The following is a 16031-nucleotide window of genomic DNA, read 5'->3' as shown; positions in this document are numbered from 1 at the left end:
TGCGGGGCGCTATGTGGCGATTTGGAGACACGTTATTCAAAAATACGTTTCCGTATGCGGAAATTGCTAGACGCGGAGGCCTGTCCGCCTCTACCTAACGTCCAAACCATAAGTTCGAAAACATTCGAACACTCAGGGAGAGAATGCCGATGCGTATGATCGCATATCTGTTGTCCGCTGCAGCGACCACGGCGCTGGTAACGCCGGCATTTGCGCAGGACGTGCCGACTACGCAGCCCGAAGCTCAAACCGCCACGACCACGTCGGGCACGGCCGCAGGCTCTGTTGACGCGGGTCAGGCGCCGGTTGCAACGCAGCAAGTTTATTCGGGCAATGCCAGCGACATCGTCATCACGGCTACGCGCCGTTCCGAGCGTCTTTCCAACGTGCCTATCGCTGTATCTGCGGTCGGTTCTGCCGCGTTAGAAAATACCGGGGCCAACGACATCCGCCAGGCGACGCAGCTCGTTCCCTCGCTGTTGATTTCCTCTACCGGGAGCGAGGCCAACGCGTCCGCCCGCGTCCGCGGCATCGGCACCGTCGGCGACAATCCCGGCCTTGAAAGCTCGGTCGCGGTGTTCATCGACGGGGTCTATCGCAGTCGCACCGGTTCGGGCCTGAATGATCTCGGCGAAGTCGACCGTATCGAGGTGTTGCGTGGCCCACAGGGGACGCTGTCGGGCCGTAACGCGACCGCGGGCTCGATCAACATCCTGACAAAGCTGCCTTCCTACAACTTCGGAGGCTATGCCGAAGCAACGTACGGCAACTATAACAATGTACGCATTGCAGGTGGGCTTACCGGCCCGATCATCAAGGACAAGTTGGCGTTCCGCCTCGACGGCGTGTTCGGCAAGCGCGACGGCTTCTATTACGATGCCATCAATCAGACCGATTACAACGACCGCAACCGCTATTTCGTCCGGGGCCAGCTGCTGTTCGAGCCATCGTCGGACGTCACCGTCCGCCTGATCGGCGACTATACGCATCGCGACGAGAAATGCTGCGGCGCGGTCTACATCAACACGCAGGAAAAGATCGATCCGACCCCCGGCGTTGCTGGCGATTTCGCGATCAACCCGGCCGGCAACCGCATCGTCCAGGTCATGCAGAGCATGGGCGCCGTGTTCCCGAGCGCGGGTGATCCGTATAACCGCCGCATCGCGAATACACTCGGCCGCGCGTACTCGAACGTGACGACGGATTACGGTGGCTCGGGCCAGATCGACGTCAATCTCGGAGGGGCGTCGCTCACTTCGATCACGGCATACCGGGAATACAAATCTGGTGGTGCCGCCGACATCGACTACGGCAACCTCGACATCGGTTACCGTGCGGACGACGGGAACAGCTACCGTCAGTTTCACACATTCAGCCAGGAAGTCCGCCTGAACGGCTCGCTGTTCGACGACCGGTTGAACTGGCTGGTCGGCGGCTATTACTCGAAGGAAGACCTGGTCGTTGCCGACAACCTCAAGTTCGGCACGCAATATGGGGCATTCGCCGCCTGCCGTATCGTCGCGACGGCCAATCCGCTGGCGGCATTGCGCAACCCGAACAACCCGGGCTGCCTGAGCACGACTCCGCAGGCTGCGCTAGGCGGCGCTAACGGACGACAGGCGCTTGGTGCAGGGTTCGGCGCTCTTGGACCAACGATCCTCGCCGGTCTCGATCGCCTCAGCACGCTCAACAACCTGGGCGATCAACGCTCGACCTATTACCAGGACAGCGAAAACTACGCGTTCTTCACGCACAATATCTTCAAGCTGACCGACAAGCTCTCGATCACCGGCGGTCTGCGCTACACGCACGAGGCGAAGGATTTCCACGCCGATTTCAATAACAACAATACGGTCTGCCCGGTTCAGCAGGCCAACCTCAGCCCGCTTCTCGCCAGCCCAGTGGTTCCCGCCGCGCTCAAGACCCTCGTCGGTGGTATCGTCACGCTTACCTGCACGGGTAACTCGACATCTGCGCTCAACGGCCTCGACCTGAACAACGGCTTCAAGGAAGGCGAGTTCACCGGCACAGGCGTCATCTCGTACAAGCCACGTACCGATACTCTACTGTATGCGAGCTACTCGCGTGGCTACAAGGCAGGCGGTTACAATCTCGATCGATCTGATCTGACCGCGAACGTGTTCGCGTCGCCGACCAACGCAAGCGTAGCCAATCTCCGCTTCGATCCCGAAACCGTTAACTCGTACGAAGTCGGCCTGAAGTTCACCTCGAAGGACTTTACGTTTAACGTTGCGGGTTTCCGTCAGGAGTTCAAGAACTTCCAGCTTAACACCTTCAACGGCACGAACTTCATCGTTCAGAACATCAGTACGTGCGGCGACGACCTGAATGGCGCAGATCGGGACGCTAGCGCGACGACCGGTGCGTGTACGGGCGACGTAAAGTACGGCGTCGTATCGCAGGGTCTCGAGTTGGAGGCCGGTCTATTCCCGGCCCCGAACTATTCGGTCAACCTGGGCTATACCTACACGAACACGCGTTTCCGGAACAATCTGGTCGGCAGCGAGGATGGCCAGCCGCTCGATCCCGCGCTGTTCCTGTTGTCCGGCAGCAACCTGTCGAACGCGCCGAAGCATACTGTGACCGCGTCAACCGCGTGGACGCCCGATATCGGCTCGTCGGGCCTTACCGCGCTGTTCTACGTCGATGGCCGCATGACCAGCGACTACAACACCGGTTCCGATCTGTTCCCCGAGAAGGCACAGGACGGCTTCTTCCTGGTGAACGCGCGCGTCGGCATCCGTGGACCGCAGCAAAAATGGGCGCTGGAAGTTTGGGCGCAGAACCTGCTCGACACCAACTATCAGCAGGTTGCCTTCAACGCGCCGTTCCAGGGAGCAGGCAGCCAGGCGCAGACCCAGGCATTCGGGTCGACCGCCAACCAGATCTTCTCGTCGTATCTGGGCGAACCACGCACCTACGGCCTGACGCTGCGTTCGCGCTTCTGATAGAGGCGTCAGGGTAAGAAAAAGCCGGTCCGCACCCAGGTGCGGCCGGCTTTTTATTGTCCGCCTTCATCATTCCCGCGGAGGCAAGAACCCATACGGGCTGACCCTACGACAGGCTCGCGAACGCTTGAAGGATATGGATTCCCGCCTTCGCGAGGATGGACGAAGAGGGGGCGTTCACTAGGTCCGTCATCGGCATGACGGCAGCTCTAAGCCGCCAGATCGATCTCTTCCCCTGCCGCCGCTGCCAGCAACCTTCGTTCCAGCGTCTTCAACCGCGCAGGCTGGGTGATCCGGTCCCCCGTGAGGTCGGTAATGTAGAACGTATCCACCGCCCGCTCGCCATAGGTGGCGACGTGTGCGGAGTGGATCGTCACCTTCGACTGGAACAGCGCGTTGGCGAGTTGGTTAAGCAGCGCCGGCCGATCGCGCGCGTTGACCTCGACCACCGTGAACCGGTTCGACGCCTTGTTGTCGACCAGCGCATTCGGAACGATGTCGAAGGCTTCCGCGCGTGTCCGGGGCAGGGGCTTTGCCACCAGTCGATCGGCCAGCTTGCCACGGTTGGCGAGCGCATCTTCGATCGCGGTCTTCAGCCTCGATAGCTGCCCGGATTCGTCGAACGGACGCCCGAACGGGTCCTGAACGAGGAAATTGTCGATCGCCATCCCGTCGCGTGTAGTGTGGATCCGCGCATCGATGATGTTGCCGCCCGCCACGTGAATGGCGCCGGCTATACGGTAGAACAGCCCCGGATGATCTGCCGCGTAGATCGTAACAAGCGTCGCACCGCGCCCCGGATAGACATGCGCGTCGATCGCGAGCTGCGCGTCGCCGGTGTTCGCAAGGAAGCGCGCATTGTGCGCCAGCACGTCCTCGGGCTCGGCAATCCAATAGGCTTCTGGCAGCCGGTGGACGAGCGTCGCAAACGTCGCCTCGTCCCAGCCGAGCGCGTCACGGAGATGCTCCTGTTTGGCCGCGATCCGTTCGGCACGCCCTTTCTGCTTGTGACCGAGGCGGAGCACCTCCTCGGCGGACTCATACAGATCGCCGAGCAACTGACGCTTCCAGCCGTTCCACACGCCCGGTCCGACCGCACGGATGTCGACGATCGTCAGCGTCAGCAGGAGCCGCAGACGCTCCGGGCTCTGCACCACGTCGCAGAAATCGAGGATTGTCTTGAAGTCGCTCAGATCGCGCTTGAACGCGGTGGCCGACATCAGCAAATGCCAGCGGACCAGCCACGCGACCGTTTCCGTCTCCGCCGGGGTCAGCCCGAAGCGCGGGCAAAGACGCTGCGCCACTTCCGCACCCAAGATCGAATGATCGCCGCCACGCCCCTTTGCGATGTCGTGGAGCAGTACGGCCACATACAGCGCACGCCGCGACACGATCTGTTCGAAGATGGCGCTGGCAAGCGGATGTTCTTCCTTCAGTGCGCCGCTCTCGATCCGCGCGAGCAGGCCGATCGCGCGAATGGTGTGCTCGTCGACCGTGTAGTGATGGTACATGTCGAACTGCATCTGCGCGACCACGCGCGCGAAATCGGGCACGAAGCGGCCGAAAACACCCGCCTCATTCATCCAGCGCAGCACCAGTTCGGGATCGCGAGGCGAGGTCAGGACGTCGAGGAACAGCGCGTTCGCGGTTGGGCTGGTGCGGACGTCGTCGACTAGCTTAGCGTCGCGGGCGGCGGCTCGCATGGCCAGGGGGTGGATCTCGACGCCGTGCTTGTCCGCCAGTTGGAAGATCTCGATCAGGCGCTCGGGATCGGCCTGGAAGAAGTCGTCGCTCGGCAATGCCAGCCGACCGCGATCGAGCACGAAGCCGTTGAGCTTTCGCGGTGAGCGGCGGATCGTCGGCAGCCCGAAACGCCGTCCCCGCGCCGCGAATTTCTCGTCGAGATGCGCGAGGAACACGCCGCTGAGGGTGCCGACGGTCTTCGCCTGCAGGAAATAGAACTGCATGAACCGCTCGACCTTCGACTTGCCCGGCCGGTCCGAGAACCGCATCCGGTCGGCGATCTCACGTTGCAGGTCGAACGTCAGGCGATCCTCGGCGCGGCCGGTGATGCTGTGCAGATGGCACCGCACCGCCTGGAAGAAATTGTCGGCGCGGTGGAACAGGCGGTACTCGGCCTTGGTGAACAACCCGACCTCGACCAGTTCGGCGGCGCGCTGGACGTCGTAGATGTATTTGCCGATCCAAAACAATGCGTGAAGATCGCGCAGGCCGCCCTTGCCCTCCTTGATGTTGGGTTCGACGACGTAGCGCGTGTCGCCCATCTTACGGTGACGCGCGTCGCGTTCGGCGAGCTTGTCGGCGATGAAGGTGCGCGCGGTGTCCGCCTGGACCTCGGTCTTGAACCGGTGCGACGCCTGTTCGTACAGCTCGGTGTCGCCGCAGACGTAGCGCGCCTCGAGCAGTGCGGTGCGGACGGTGACGTCGCTCTTGGCCTGGCGGACCATCTCGTCGAGCGAGCGACTGGACTGGCCGAGCTTCAGCCCGAGATCCCACAATGCGTACAGCATCGATTCGATCACGCGCTCGGCCCAGGGCGTCTGCTTGCCGGGCGTAAGAAAGCCGATATCGACGTCCGAATGCGGTGCCATTTCCGCGCGGCCATAACCGCCGACAGCGATCACCGTCAGGCGCTCGCCGATCGTCGGGTTGGGCAGGGGGTAGAGCCGCTGCGTCGTGAAATCGAACAGGATGCGGAGCAGCGCGTCGATCAGATAGGCCTGCGCACTCGACGCTTCCAACCCGCGCGACGGATGTTCGACGAGGCGACGTTCGACTTCGATTCGGCCCTTCTCCAGCGCGGCCTTCAGTAACGCGGTCGCGTCGCGGCGGAGCGCAGTGGGGTCGACGCCTTCCAACGCAGCAATGGTTTCGGCGACGGCGCGGCGATCGATGATCGTGCGACGGTTGGGGAGGTGATCGAAGCGGCCGGACATAACGCCCAGATAGGGGCACCGGGCACGTGCGTCATCAGGATTGCGCAAAACGTCTGTGAAACGTAACCGGACGCGCGAGTGGAGGACGAAAATGAGCGAACCATTGCGCGTAGCCCTGGCCGGGCTGGGGACTGTAGGCGGCGGGGTGATCCGGCTGCTCGATGCGAACCGCGAGTTGATTGCGCGGCGGGCCGGGCGCGAGATCGAGATCGTTGCGGTTTCGGCGCGTGATCGGGGCAAGGATCGCGGCGTCGATCTGTCGCGGTTCGCGTGGGTCGACGACACCACCGCACTGGCGAAGCAGCCGGGGGCGGATGTCGTGGTCGAGCTGATCGGTGGTTCCGATGGTCCGGCGTTGACGTTGGCGCGAAGCACGCTGGGCGCGGGGCGGAGTTTCGTCACCGCGAACAAGGCGATGATCGCGCATCACGGGCTCGAACTCGCGCAGGCAGCTGAAGGGGCGGGCGTCGCGCTGAAGTTCGAGGCGGCGGTTGCGGGCGGCATCCCGGTAATCAAGGGGCTTCGCGAGGGTGCAGCGGCGAACGAGATCGCCCGCGTCTATGGTATCCTCAACGGCACCTGCAATTTCATCCTGTCGAAGATGGAGTCGGAAGGTCGCGACTTTGCCGAGGTGCTGGCCGAGGCGCAGGCGCTCGGGTTTGCGGAATCCGATCCGAGCTTCGACATCGACGGCGTCGATGCGGCGCACAAGTTGTCGATCCTGGCCGCGGTCGCGTTTGGGACGCAGCCGGCGTTCGGCGACGTCGCGATCGGCGGTATTCGCCATCTGCTGGGCGCGGACATCGCCGAAGCGGCGGCGCTGGGGTATCGCGTGCGGCTGCTCGGGTTGGCGGAAGCGGGGGCGGACGGGCTGTTCCAGCGCGTGCATCCGCATCTCGTGCCGATCGATCATCCGCTGGCGCACGTCACCGGATCGCTCAACGCGGTCGTGGCAGAGGGCAATTTCGTCGGCCGCCTGCTGTTCCAGGGTGCCGGTGCCGGCGATGGACCGACGGCAAGCGCCGTGGTGGCCGACCTGATCGACATCGCGCGGGGCGAGTTCGGGCCGCCGTTCGCGATGCCGGTGGTGTCGCTCACGGCGGCGCCGAAGGCGGACAGCGGCGAGCGGCGTGGTCGCGCGTATTTGCGCTTTACCGTTGCGGACCGGGTCGGGGTGCTGGCGGAGATCGCGGCGGCGATGCGTGACGCGGGCGTCTCGATCGAGAGCCTGATCCAGCGGGGGGCGATTGCGGATGGCAGCGTGCTGGTGGCGATCGTCACGCATGAAAGCCCGGAGCGGTCGATTGCGCAGGCGCTGGAGAAGCTGCGTGGGTCGCAGAGTCTGGTGGGGCAGCCGATGTGGATGCATATTCTGGATTGAGGATGGCAACCTTGGTGTCAACCACCCCGGCGAAGGCCGGGGTCCAATTGGAGAGGTCGCAGTAACGCTGCGCGCCCTTCATCAGCCCTGTCCTCCAATTGGGCCCCGGCCTTCGCCGGGGGGGGGGATCCTTGCTAGCGTGGCGATCCTTGCCCGGGTGGCGGCGATCGTCTGGATTGAGGGTCTTCTGCTCCCCTCCCTGGAAGGGAGGGGCTGGGGGTGGGTTGGCTTGTGGTTGAAGGTTGGCCTTCCCAAGCGGCCTACCCACCCCCGACCCCTCCCTTCCAGGGAGGGGGGAATTTCCCGTAGAGGCGGTCGGTCGTACCGATTGCTGCTCGACCATCTCCCTCTTGTTCTCACGCGAAGGCGGGAGTCCAGTCTGGGTACCCGGCTTCGCGGGGAAACATCCTGCCTTGGTCAGCGGAGGCGCGTCTACCTCACTGGTTCATCCAGCACGATCGGCATGCGGTTCGACGTATCCGGCTTCTTCCGGAACTTGCCGGCCACGTCTCGCGCCAGCGCCATCGGATCCTTTCCCTCGCCATTTTCGCAGCAGCTATGCGGATCGATCAGCGCGCCGACGCCGCGGATCAGGACGACCGGGACCGTCAGCAAATTCACCCTGGTGCAGCCACCCGGCGGGCAGGGGCGCCCGGCATTGTCGAGCGCAGCGCGCGGATCGCCGGTCGGCTGGCGTTGGCGGTCCTGCGGCGGGCGTTCGCCGGGCAGGGGGAGACGCTGCTCCGACGACCCGTTGCTGCCGCAGACGACGATCTCGGTCGGGCTCGAACCGGGGCAGGCGGGGGGATTCAGGATCGACCAGCTTTGCGGCGGGGGTACGACAATCGGCGTCGTCGGCGCGGTGCCTTGCAGCAGGATCGACAGCAAGATCACAGCGCCTTCAAAGTCCTAGTTCACCGTACCGACGGGACCATCGAGGTCGATCGACACGCGGCCCCGCTTGTCGGGTTTCTTCGCCAGCGCGCTCTTGATCAGCCCGACCGCCGCCTTGGCGATCGGGGCTATCGGCGGGCCAAAGCCGACCTGGCATCCCCCCTGTCGAGCGGCGCAGGGTGTATCCGACAAGTCCAGCGCGCGGACGGCGCTGAGGTTGGGATTCGATGCTACCGCGTGGTCGGGCGGGCCGCGCTCGTCCGGCATTGGCAGGCGTGGGGTGTTCGCTTCGGGGCCACCGCAGACGACGATCTCGTTGCCATCCTTCGAAGTGGCCGCGCACGGATCGACCAGGATCGAAAATCGCTCCGGCGCCGCGTTCGGAGACGGTGTGGCGACCTGCATCAGCACGGAGAGGATGGCGGCGAACATCGGATAACCCCTTACGGTGCGGGCTTGCGGAACGACGTGCCGCCTTCGCCGCCGACGGTCATCGTTACGCCCGCCATGCCGCCGCCGACCTGGAACGGACTGAGATCGGCGAGCGGCGAGGTGCGGCGGAGCAGACGCGTGCGTTCGTTGCGAACGCTCTCATGCGCCGGATCGCCGGGATCATGGACGACGAACGGGACGCGAAACCGGTCTGCCGTTCGCATACCGCACACGGTGATGTCGGTCTCGTCGGCGCTCTGGATACAGGGTTGCTCGGCGGCCATGCGTGCTTTCGCGGTTGCCATTAGCGGGTCTTCGATCGTCATCGACAACAGCATCGCGAGCATCGGCGCCTCCCGAACAGACACGCAGACTGGCCGCGATCACCGAGCAGGGCAAGCGTCATTGCTCGATCTTGGCGACCCCGAGCCTGGGGATGTCGATGGCGGGGCACCGGTCCATGACGACCTTCAGCCCCGCAGCCTCTGCGCGCGCCGCTGCTTCGTCGTTAACGACGCCCAACTGCATCCAGACGGCCTTCGCGCCCGCTGCGATTGCCTGATCGACGGCTTCGCCGGCCGCAGCCGAGTTGCGGAAGACATCGACGATGTCGATCGGGTCGCCGAGCTGCGACAAGTCGCGGAACACGAACTCGCCGTGGATATGCTCGCCGGTGATCTGCGGATTGACCGGGATCACGCGGTAGCCGTGTGCCTGAAGCTTGGCCATCACGCCGTAGGAAGGGCGGTCCGGGCGATCGGACGCGCCAATCATCGCGATCGTCCGTGCGCCTTCGAGCAAGTCTTTGATGTCGGCATCGGCGGTCAACGGCATCGATGCCTCCTGTCGGGGGAAATCTGGTCCGCTCGTACCGCAACTCTACGCGTCGGGTACGACCGGTAATCAGACAACGTAGATCAGGCTCGCGGGTTTCAAAGTTTTCCGAGCCATGCGACGACCTGAGCCGCAATCGGCATGAACACAGTATCGTCGGGGTTCGAAGCCGGCGGCGTCCCCGCATCGGACGCGGTGCGGATCGAGATCGTCAGCGGTACGCGACCGAGGAACGGGATGCCGAGTTCGCGCGCCGCCGCCTCCGCACCGCCATTGCCGAACGGGTCCGACGCCTCGCCGCAATGCGGACAGATATAGCCGGCCATGTTCTCGACGAGCCCGATGATCGGGATGCCGGCCTTCTCGAACAGGTCGATCGCCCGTCGCGCGTCGATTAGCGCGAGATCCTGCGGAGTCGAGACGATCACCGCGCCCGCCGGGCGATATTTCTGGACCATCGTCAGCTGGACGTCGCCAGTCCCGGGCGGCAGGTCGAGTACGAGCGTATCGGTCAGGCCCCAGTCCGCCTCGACCAGCTGGCCGAGCGCACCCGCCGCCATCGGCCCGCGCCAGGCGATCGCCTTGCCGGGCTCGACGAGCTGGCCCATCGACAGAAGCGGTACGCCGTACGGGGTCGGGACGGGGTCGAGCACTTTGTCCTTCGCGGTCGGGCGGGTGCCCTCGACGTTCATCAGGCGTGGCTGGGACGGGCCATAGATGTCGGCGTCGACCAGCCCGACGCGGCGACCGGCGCGCGACATCGCGATGGCGAGATTGGCGGCGAGCGTCGATTTGCCGACGCCGCCCTTGCCGCTGGCGACCGCGATCAGGCGGCGGGTCGAGCGTTCGGCGGTCACCGCGATCCGCACTTCGGTCACGCCGGGCTGCGTCGCGGCCATCCGCACGGTTGCCTCCAGCGCATCGCGCGCCTGCAGGTCGAGCCCGGTCGCATCGATGATGATGCCGGCCCGTGTTCCCTCCAGCCGGACGGTTGCCCGCTTGCCCGCCACTGCGGCAACCGCCGCCTTTACCGCTTCGATATCGATCATCGTGGCCAGATAGGGCCGCTAAGGGCGCTTGGCACTGTTTTTCCGCCGCCGCACACCTATAAAGGTTGGTATGACGATCTTCTCGCGCTGGTTCCGGCGCCCCGATATCCTCGCCACCGAAACACCGAAAGGCCCTTGGGGCGGCTCGGGCGACGACGGTAACCCTGGTCCGCGCAATCCCTGGGCCCTGCCGCCCGGTGGTCGCAAACCTGCGGCCAAGCCGACTGCGCTCGATGAGTTTCTGCGGAAAGCGCGTGGCTCGGGCGGCGGGGGCGGCGGCAATGGCGGCTTCGGTGGGCTGCCGTCGGGCGCCAATGCCCGTGCGCTCTGGGCGATCGGCGTCGCTATCATCGCGGTCGTCTGGATCCTGTTCACTTCGGTCCACCAGATCGGCCCACAGCAACGCGGCGTCGTCACTTATTTCGGTAAATATGCCGGTACGCTCGATCCAGGCGTTCGCCTCACGATGCCTGCGCCGATCGCCGACGTGACGGTGGTCGACGTGCAGAAGATCCGTACCGACAACTTCCCCGTCGGCGAAGGCGAGAACCTGACGCTGACCGGCGACCAGAACATCATCGACCTTGCCTATTCGGTGCGCTGGGACATCGCCGATCCGCGCGATTACGTGTTCCAGCTCGCTGAGCCGAACGCGACCGTCCGCGCCGCTGCCGAGAGCGCGATGCGTGCGGTGGTTGCGACGACGACGCTCGACCAGGCGATCGGCACGGGGCGCACGGTGATCGAACAGCGCGTCGCGGAGATGACGCAGCAGATTCTCAACGACTACAAGTCGGGCGTCCGTATCCAGGGCGTCGCGATCAAGCAGGCGGCTGCGCCCGCGCGGATCGTCGAGGACTTCAACGCCGTGACCGCCGCGCAGCAGGAGGCGATCGCCAACCTCAACCAGTCGCGCTCCTATGCGCAGCAAGTCGTGGCCCGTGCGCAGGGTGAGGCCGCGTCGTTCGACAAGGTCTACGAGCAGTATCGCCTCGCGCCTGAAGTGACGCGCCGCCGTATGTATTACGAGACGATGGAGGCGGTGCTCGCCAAGAGCGACAAGACGATCGTCGAGACGCCGGGCGGGGTGGTGCCGTACCTGCCATTGTCGAACGCCAAGCGCTTGCCGAACCCGGAGGCTGTGCAGTCGACGCCAGCGCCTGCCGCGGCGGCGGCTGCCCCCCAGTCTGGAGCTGCCCAGTGAACGCCGTGAGTTTCCGTAACCCGATCTTCGCCGGGATCGTCGCGCTGCTGCTGGTGATCCTCGCTGCAGCGACGTTTTCGATCGTGCCTGAGACGAAGCAGGCGGTGATCCTGCGCTTCGGCCAGCCGATCCGTACCGTCAACGCTTGGCAGCCCAACACCGCGTTCGGCCAGACCGGCGCCGGCCTGATCGCGCGCATCCCGTTCGTCGACCGGATCGTCTGGATCGACAAGCGCGTGCAGGATCTGGAACTCGACAACACGTTGGTGCTGTCGACCGATCAGCTCCGTCTCGAAGTCGATGCGTATGCGCGCTACCGGATCGTCGATCCGCGGAAGATGCGGAATGCGGTCGGCAGCGAGGACCGTATCCCCGATCAGCTTCGCCCGATCCTTGGCTCGGCGCTGCGTAACGAGCTCGGCAAGCGGCGCTTCGTCGAACTGCTGAGCCCCGAGCGGTCCGAACTGATGGACAACATCCAGAAGGGGCTTCAGCGCGTCGCCAGCCAGTACGGCGTCGAGATCGTGGACGTTCGGATCAAGCAGGCGAACCTGCCCGTCGGCCTGCCGCTCGAGAGCGCGCTCAAGCGCATGTCGAGCGCACGCCAGCAGGAAGCGATCACGATCCGTGCCGAGGGGCAGAAGCAGGCGCAGATCGTTCGTGCGCAGGCCGATGCGGATTCGGCGAAGATCTATGCCGAGAGCTTCGGCAAGGACGCCGATTTCTACGACTTCTACCGTGCGATGCAGTCGTATCGGCACACGTTCGGCGCGGATGGCGGTCCGGCTCCGGAAGGATCGACTTCGATCATTCTTTCGCCGAACAACAGTTATCTGAGGGAATTTGAGGGCCGCGGGCGTTGAGCCTGCGGAACCTTTGAATGCCGTTCATATTCAAGCATCATTCAGGACGGTGTGCCTAACAGGCATTTGTTTCGATTGATGAAACGAGAGGACAACATCTAGTGCGTTACGCCTACGCCATTACCAGTGCTCTTCTCCTCGGCGGCGCGACCGCGACGCTCGCGCTCCAGCCGAGCGGCGCGCAGGTCGCCCAGAACGAACCCGGTGCGATCCAGGCCGTCTCGCCGAAACCCGGCGCGCCGATGAGCTTCGCCGACATGGTCGCGCGGCTCCAGCCCGCGGTCGTCAACATCTCGACCAAGCAGACGATCGTCCAGAAGCAGCAGGCCAATCCGTTCGCGGGCACGCCGTTCGGCGACCTGTTCGGCGGCATGGGTGGCGGCGGCGCGCCGGGTGCCCCCCCGGTGAAGCGCGAAGGCGCTTCGCTCGGCTCGGGCTTCCTGATTTCGCCGGACGGCTATGTCGTTACGAACAACCACGTGATCTCGCCGGGCGCGCAGGGCGCGACGGTGGATTCGATCACGGTGACGCTCAGCGACAAGAAGGAATATGTCGCCAAGGTCATCGGCAAGGATCAGGAATCCGATCTCGCATTGCTGAAGATCGATGCGGCGAACCTGCCGTTCGTGAAGTTCGGCGATTCGAACGGCGCGCGCGTCGGCGACTGGGTCGTCGCGATCGGCGAGCCGTTCGGCCTCGGCGGCACCGTCACCGCAGGCATCGTCTCGGCGATCAACCGCGTCACAGGCCAGGGCGGCGCGTATGACCGCTTCATCCAGACCGACGCATCGATCAATCAGGGCAATTCGGGTGGACCGATGTTCGATCTGAACGGCAACGTGATCGGCGTGAACTCGCAGATCTTCAGCCAGTCGGGCGGCAATATCGGCATCGGCTTCGCGATCCCCGCGGCCGTTGCCAAGCCGATTATCGCCACCTTCATGAAGGGTGGCACGATCGAGCGGGGCTATATCGGCGTCCAGCTGCAGCCGGGCGGCACGATCAACGAAGATACCGCCGCGGCACTTGGTATCGCCAAGAACCAGGGCGAACTGATCAACGACGTGACGGCCGGCGGCCCGGCGGCAAAGGCCGGCGTGCGGGCTGGCGACGTCGTTACCAAGGTCAACGGCCAGGTCGTGACCGTCGACCAGTCGCTGTCCTACCTCGTCTCGAACGTGAAGCCCGGTCAGACGGCGCGTCTCGACATCCTGCGCAACGGCAAGCCGGTGGTTGCGAACGTGGTCGTCGTACCGCGTCCGAGCGCCGACAAGCTCGCCGCGACGTTGGGTGGCGATGCGCAGGGATTCGGTACCGACGACGGCGATGACGGTGATGATTCCGCAACGCCGGCCGCACCGACGGCAGGCGCAGCGCTCGGGATCGGCGTCCAGCCGCTGACCCCGGCGATCGCCCAGGCGGTCGGCGTCGAGCCGAGCACTCAGGGCGTGGTCATCGCCGTGGTCGCGCAGACCAGCGATGCGTTCGGTAAGCTGAAGCGTGGCGACGTCGTCATCTCGGTCAACGGCACGCCCGTTCGTACTGCGGTCGACGTTCAGAATGCGGTCAATGTCGCGAAGTCTGCCGGTCGCCCGCAGGTCCTGTTGCAGGTCAAGCGCGGACGTGGCCCGGCGCAGTTCCTGCCGGTCAAGATCAAGTAATTCACGACCGACACGATCGATCAAAGGGACCGTCGCTCACCCGAGCGGCGGTCCTTTTTCTTTGCGGGGCGCGGGGTTAGGGTCGGCGCCGGATACAGAGGACGAGAACCATGAGCGACGGCATCTTCATCGGCGCGAGCGTGGACGGCACGCCGCAGACGCTCGAACTGAAGCGCGCCAACCGCCACGGCCTGATCGCGGGCGCGACCGGTACCGGCAAGACGGTGACGTTGCAGGGGATCATCGAGGGCTTCTCCGCGAACGGCGTGCCGTGCTTCGTCGCCGACGTGAAGGGCGACCTGTCGGGGCTCGCAATGGCCGGCTCGCCGACCGCGAAGACGCATGCGACGTTTGCCGAGCGGGCCAAGGCGATCGGTGACGACAGCTGGGCCTATGCCGACAACCCCGTGCAGTTCTGGGACCTGTTCGGGGAGCAGGGCCATCCCATCCGCACCACGATCAGCGAAATGGGGCCCCTGCTGCTGGCGCGGCTGATGGACCTGAACGAGGTACAGGAGGGCGTGCTGACGATCGCCTTCCACGTGGCCGACAAGGAAGGGCTGCTGCTGATCGATCTCGACGATCTCCAGGCGATGCTGACCGAGTGCGCGGGGCGGGCGGACGAGCTGACGGTGACGTACGGCAACGTCTCGAAGCAGTCGATCGGTGCGATCCAGCGCTCGCTGCTCCAGTTGCGCACGCAGGGCGCGGAGAATTTCTTCGGCGAGCCCGCGCTGGAGATGAACGATTTCATCGGCGTGGATGATAAGGGACGGGGGATCGTCAACATCCTCGCCGCCGACAGGTTGATGGCCTTGCCGAAGCTGTATGCGACGTTCCTGCTGTGGCTGATGAGCGAGCTGTTCGAGCATCTCCCCGAGGTCGGCGATCTCGACAAGCCGGTGCTGTGCTTCTTTTTCGACGAGGCGCATCTGCTGTTCGACGAGGCGCCGAAAGCGCTGCTGGAGAAGATCGAACAGGTCGTCCGCCTGATCCGCTCGAAGGGGGTGGGTGTGTATTTCATCACGCAGAACCCGATCGACGTTCCCGACACGGTGGCGGGGCAGCTCGGCAACCGCGTCCAGCATGCGCTGCGTGCGTTCACGCCGCGTGATCAGGCGGCGGTGCGATCTGCGGCGGAGACGTTTCGCGCGAACCCCGGCGTCGACGTTGCGACGATCATCACCGAGCTTAAGGTGGGCGAGGCGCTGGTGTCGCTGCTTCAGGCGGACGGCGCACCGACCCCGGTCGAGCGCACGCTGATCAAGCCGCCAGCCTCGCGCGTGGGGCCGATCACGTCGGCCGAGCGGAAGGTGATGATCGAGACCGATGCGATCGGCGCGAAATACGACACGCTGGTCGATCGCGAGTCGGCGGAGGAGTTGCTCGCGGCTAAGACGCAGGAAGCTAGCGCGGCTGCGGCCGAGGCGAAGGCGACGACCGAGGCGGAGAAGGTTGCGGCGGCGCAGGCTAAGGCTGATGCGAAGGCGGCGAAAGAGGCGGAACGCGCTCGGGTTGCGGATCGGCGCGAGGCGGATCGCCAACAGCGTGAAGCCGACCGCGAGGCGGCGAACTCGCCCTGGACCAAGATGGCATCGTCAGCGACACGCGCCGCCAGCTCGTCGATCGGCCGGCAGGTGGCGAACGAGATCGGCAAGCAGGTGTTCGGCACTAAGGCGCGGCGGTCGTCGTCGAGCGGTGGCTTGGTGGGCACAGTCCTGCGCGGGGTTTTAGGCGGCCTCTTCCGGGGTTAGACTGCCTCCATGATCGGGGGCGAGCTGCCCTCT

The 16031-nt window shown here is 64.9% G+C and carries 12 protein-coding genes; 6 read left to right on the top strand and 6 right to left on the bottom strand.

Annotated elements, in window-relative coordinates:
- Positions 1–149: 149 nt before the first annotated feature.
- A complete protein-coding gene (locus tag QFZ54_RS08410) occupies positions 150–2969 on the top strand; it encodes a TonB-dependent receptor (RefSeq protein WP_307086254.1) in 2820 nt (939 codons plus the stop codon).
- A gap of 209 nt (positions 2970–3178) precedes the next feature.
- Here the strand turns inward: QFZ54_RS08410 and QFZ54_RS08405 are convergent, their stop codons facing one another.
- A complete protein-coding gene (locus QFZ54_RS08405) occupies positions 3179–5926 on the bottom strand; it encodes a [protein-PII] uridylyltransferase (RefSeq protein ID WP_307086252.1) in 2748 nt (915 codons plus the stop codon).
- A 91-nt stretch (positions 5927–6017) separates the two neighbouring features.
- On the opposite strand from QFZ54_RS08405, the gene QFZ54_RS08400 reads away from it, so the two are divergent.
- Complete coding sequence (locus QFZ54_RS08400; protein ID WP_307086250.1) at positions 6018–7307, top strand: homoserine dehydrogenase; 1290 nt, start codon at positions 6018–6020, stop codon at positions 7305–7307.
- 432 nt (positions 7308–7739) lie between these two features.
- Here QFZ54_RS08400 and QFZ54_RS08395 read toward each other — a convergent pair whose 3' ends face one another.
- From QFZ54_RS08395 to QFZ54_RS08375, 5 genes are all read right to left on the bottom strand, one after another.
- The gene (locus tag QFZ54_RS08395) at positions 7740–8195 is read right to left on the bottom strand and encodes a hypothetical protein (RefSeq protein WP_307086248.1); all 456 of its coding nucleotides are present in this window, start codon (positions 8193–8195) and stop codon (positions 7740–7742) included.
- 21 nt (positions 8196–8216) lie between these two features.
- Complete coding sequence (locus QFZ54_RS08390; RefSeq protein ID WP_307086246.1) at positions 8217–8633, bottom strand: hypothetical protein; 417 nt, start codon at positions 8631–8633, stop codon at positions 8217–8219.
- Between the two features lie 11 nt (positions 8634–8644).
- Complete coding sequence (locus QFZ54_RS08385) at positions 8645–8980, bottom strand: hypothetical protein (RefSeq protein ID WP_307086244.1); 336 nt, start codon at positions 8978–8980, stop codon at positions 8645–8647.
- 55 nt (positions 8981–9035) lie between these two features.
- Positions 9036–9467 carry a CoA-binding protein gene (locus QFZ54_RS08380; RefSeq protein WP_307086242.1) on the bottom strand — a complete coding sequence of 144 codons (432 nt, stop codon included), beginning with the start codon at positions 9465–9467 and terminating at the stop codon, positions 9036–9038.
- 98 nt (positions 9468–9565) lie between these two features.
- Positions 9566–10516, bottom strand: coding sequence for an Mrp/NBP35 family ATP-binding protein (locus QFZ54_RS08375; protein WP_307086240.1), 951 nt, complete (start codon positions 10514–10516; stop codon positions 9566–9568).
- A gap of 70 nt (positions 10517–10586) precedes the next feature.
- On the opposite strand from QFZ54_RS08375, the gene hflK reads away from it, so the two are divergent.
- The 4 genes from hflK (at position 10587) to QFZ54_RS08355 (ending at position 15998) form a co-directional block, all read left to right on the top strand.
- Positions 10587–11720 (top strand): protease modulator HflK, encoded by a 1134-nt coding sequence (gene hflK, locus QFZ54_RS08370; RefSeq protein WP_307086238.1) that lies wholly within the window; start codon positions 10587–10589, stop codon positions 11718–11720.
- On the top strand, positions 11717–12583 hold the full coding sequence (hflC, locus tag QFZ54_RS08365) for a protease modulator HflC (protein ID WP_307086236.1): 867 nt from the start codon (positions 11717–11719) through the stop codon (positions 12581–12583). The genes hflK and hflC overlap by 4 nt, the downstream gene beginning before the upstream one ends.
- Positions 12584–12684: 101 nt before the next feature.
- The gene (locus tag QFZ54_RS08360; protein WP_307086234.1) at positions 12685–14244 is read left to right on the top strand and encodes a Do family serine endopeptidase; all 1560 of its coding nucleotides are present in this window, start codon (positions 12685–12687) and stop codon (positions 14242–14244) included.
- Positions 14245–14354: 110 nt separating this feature from the next.
- Positions 14355–15998 carry a helicase HerA-like domain-containing protein gene (locus QFZ54_RS08355; protein ID WP_307086230.1) on the top strand — a complete coding sequence of 548 codons (1644 nt, stop codon included), beginning with the start codon at positions 14355–14357 and terminating at the stop codon, positions 15996–15998.
- Positions 15999–16031 lie beyond the last annotated feature (33 nt).

The sequence above is a fragment of the Sphingomonas faeni genome (assembly GCF_030817315.1).
Classification (GTDB): domain Bacteria; phylum Pseudomonadota; class Alphaproteobacteria; order Sphingomonadales; family Sphingomonadaceae; genus Sphingomonas; species Sphingomonas faeni_C.
Note: the sequence above shows the minus strand (reverse complement) of the source record. Positions and strands in the feature narration are given on the sequence as shown.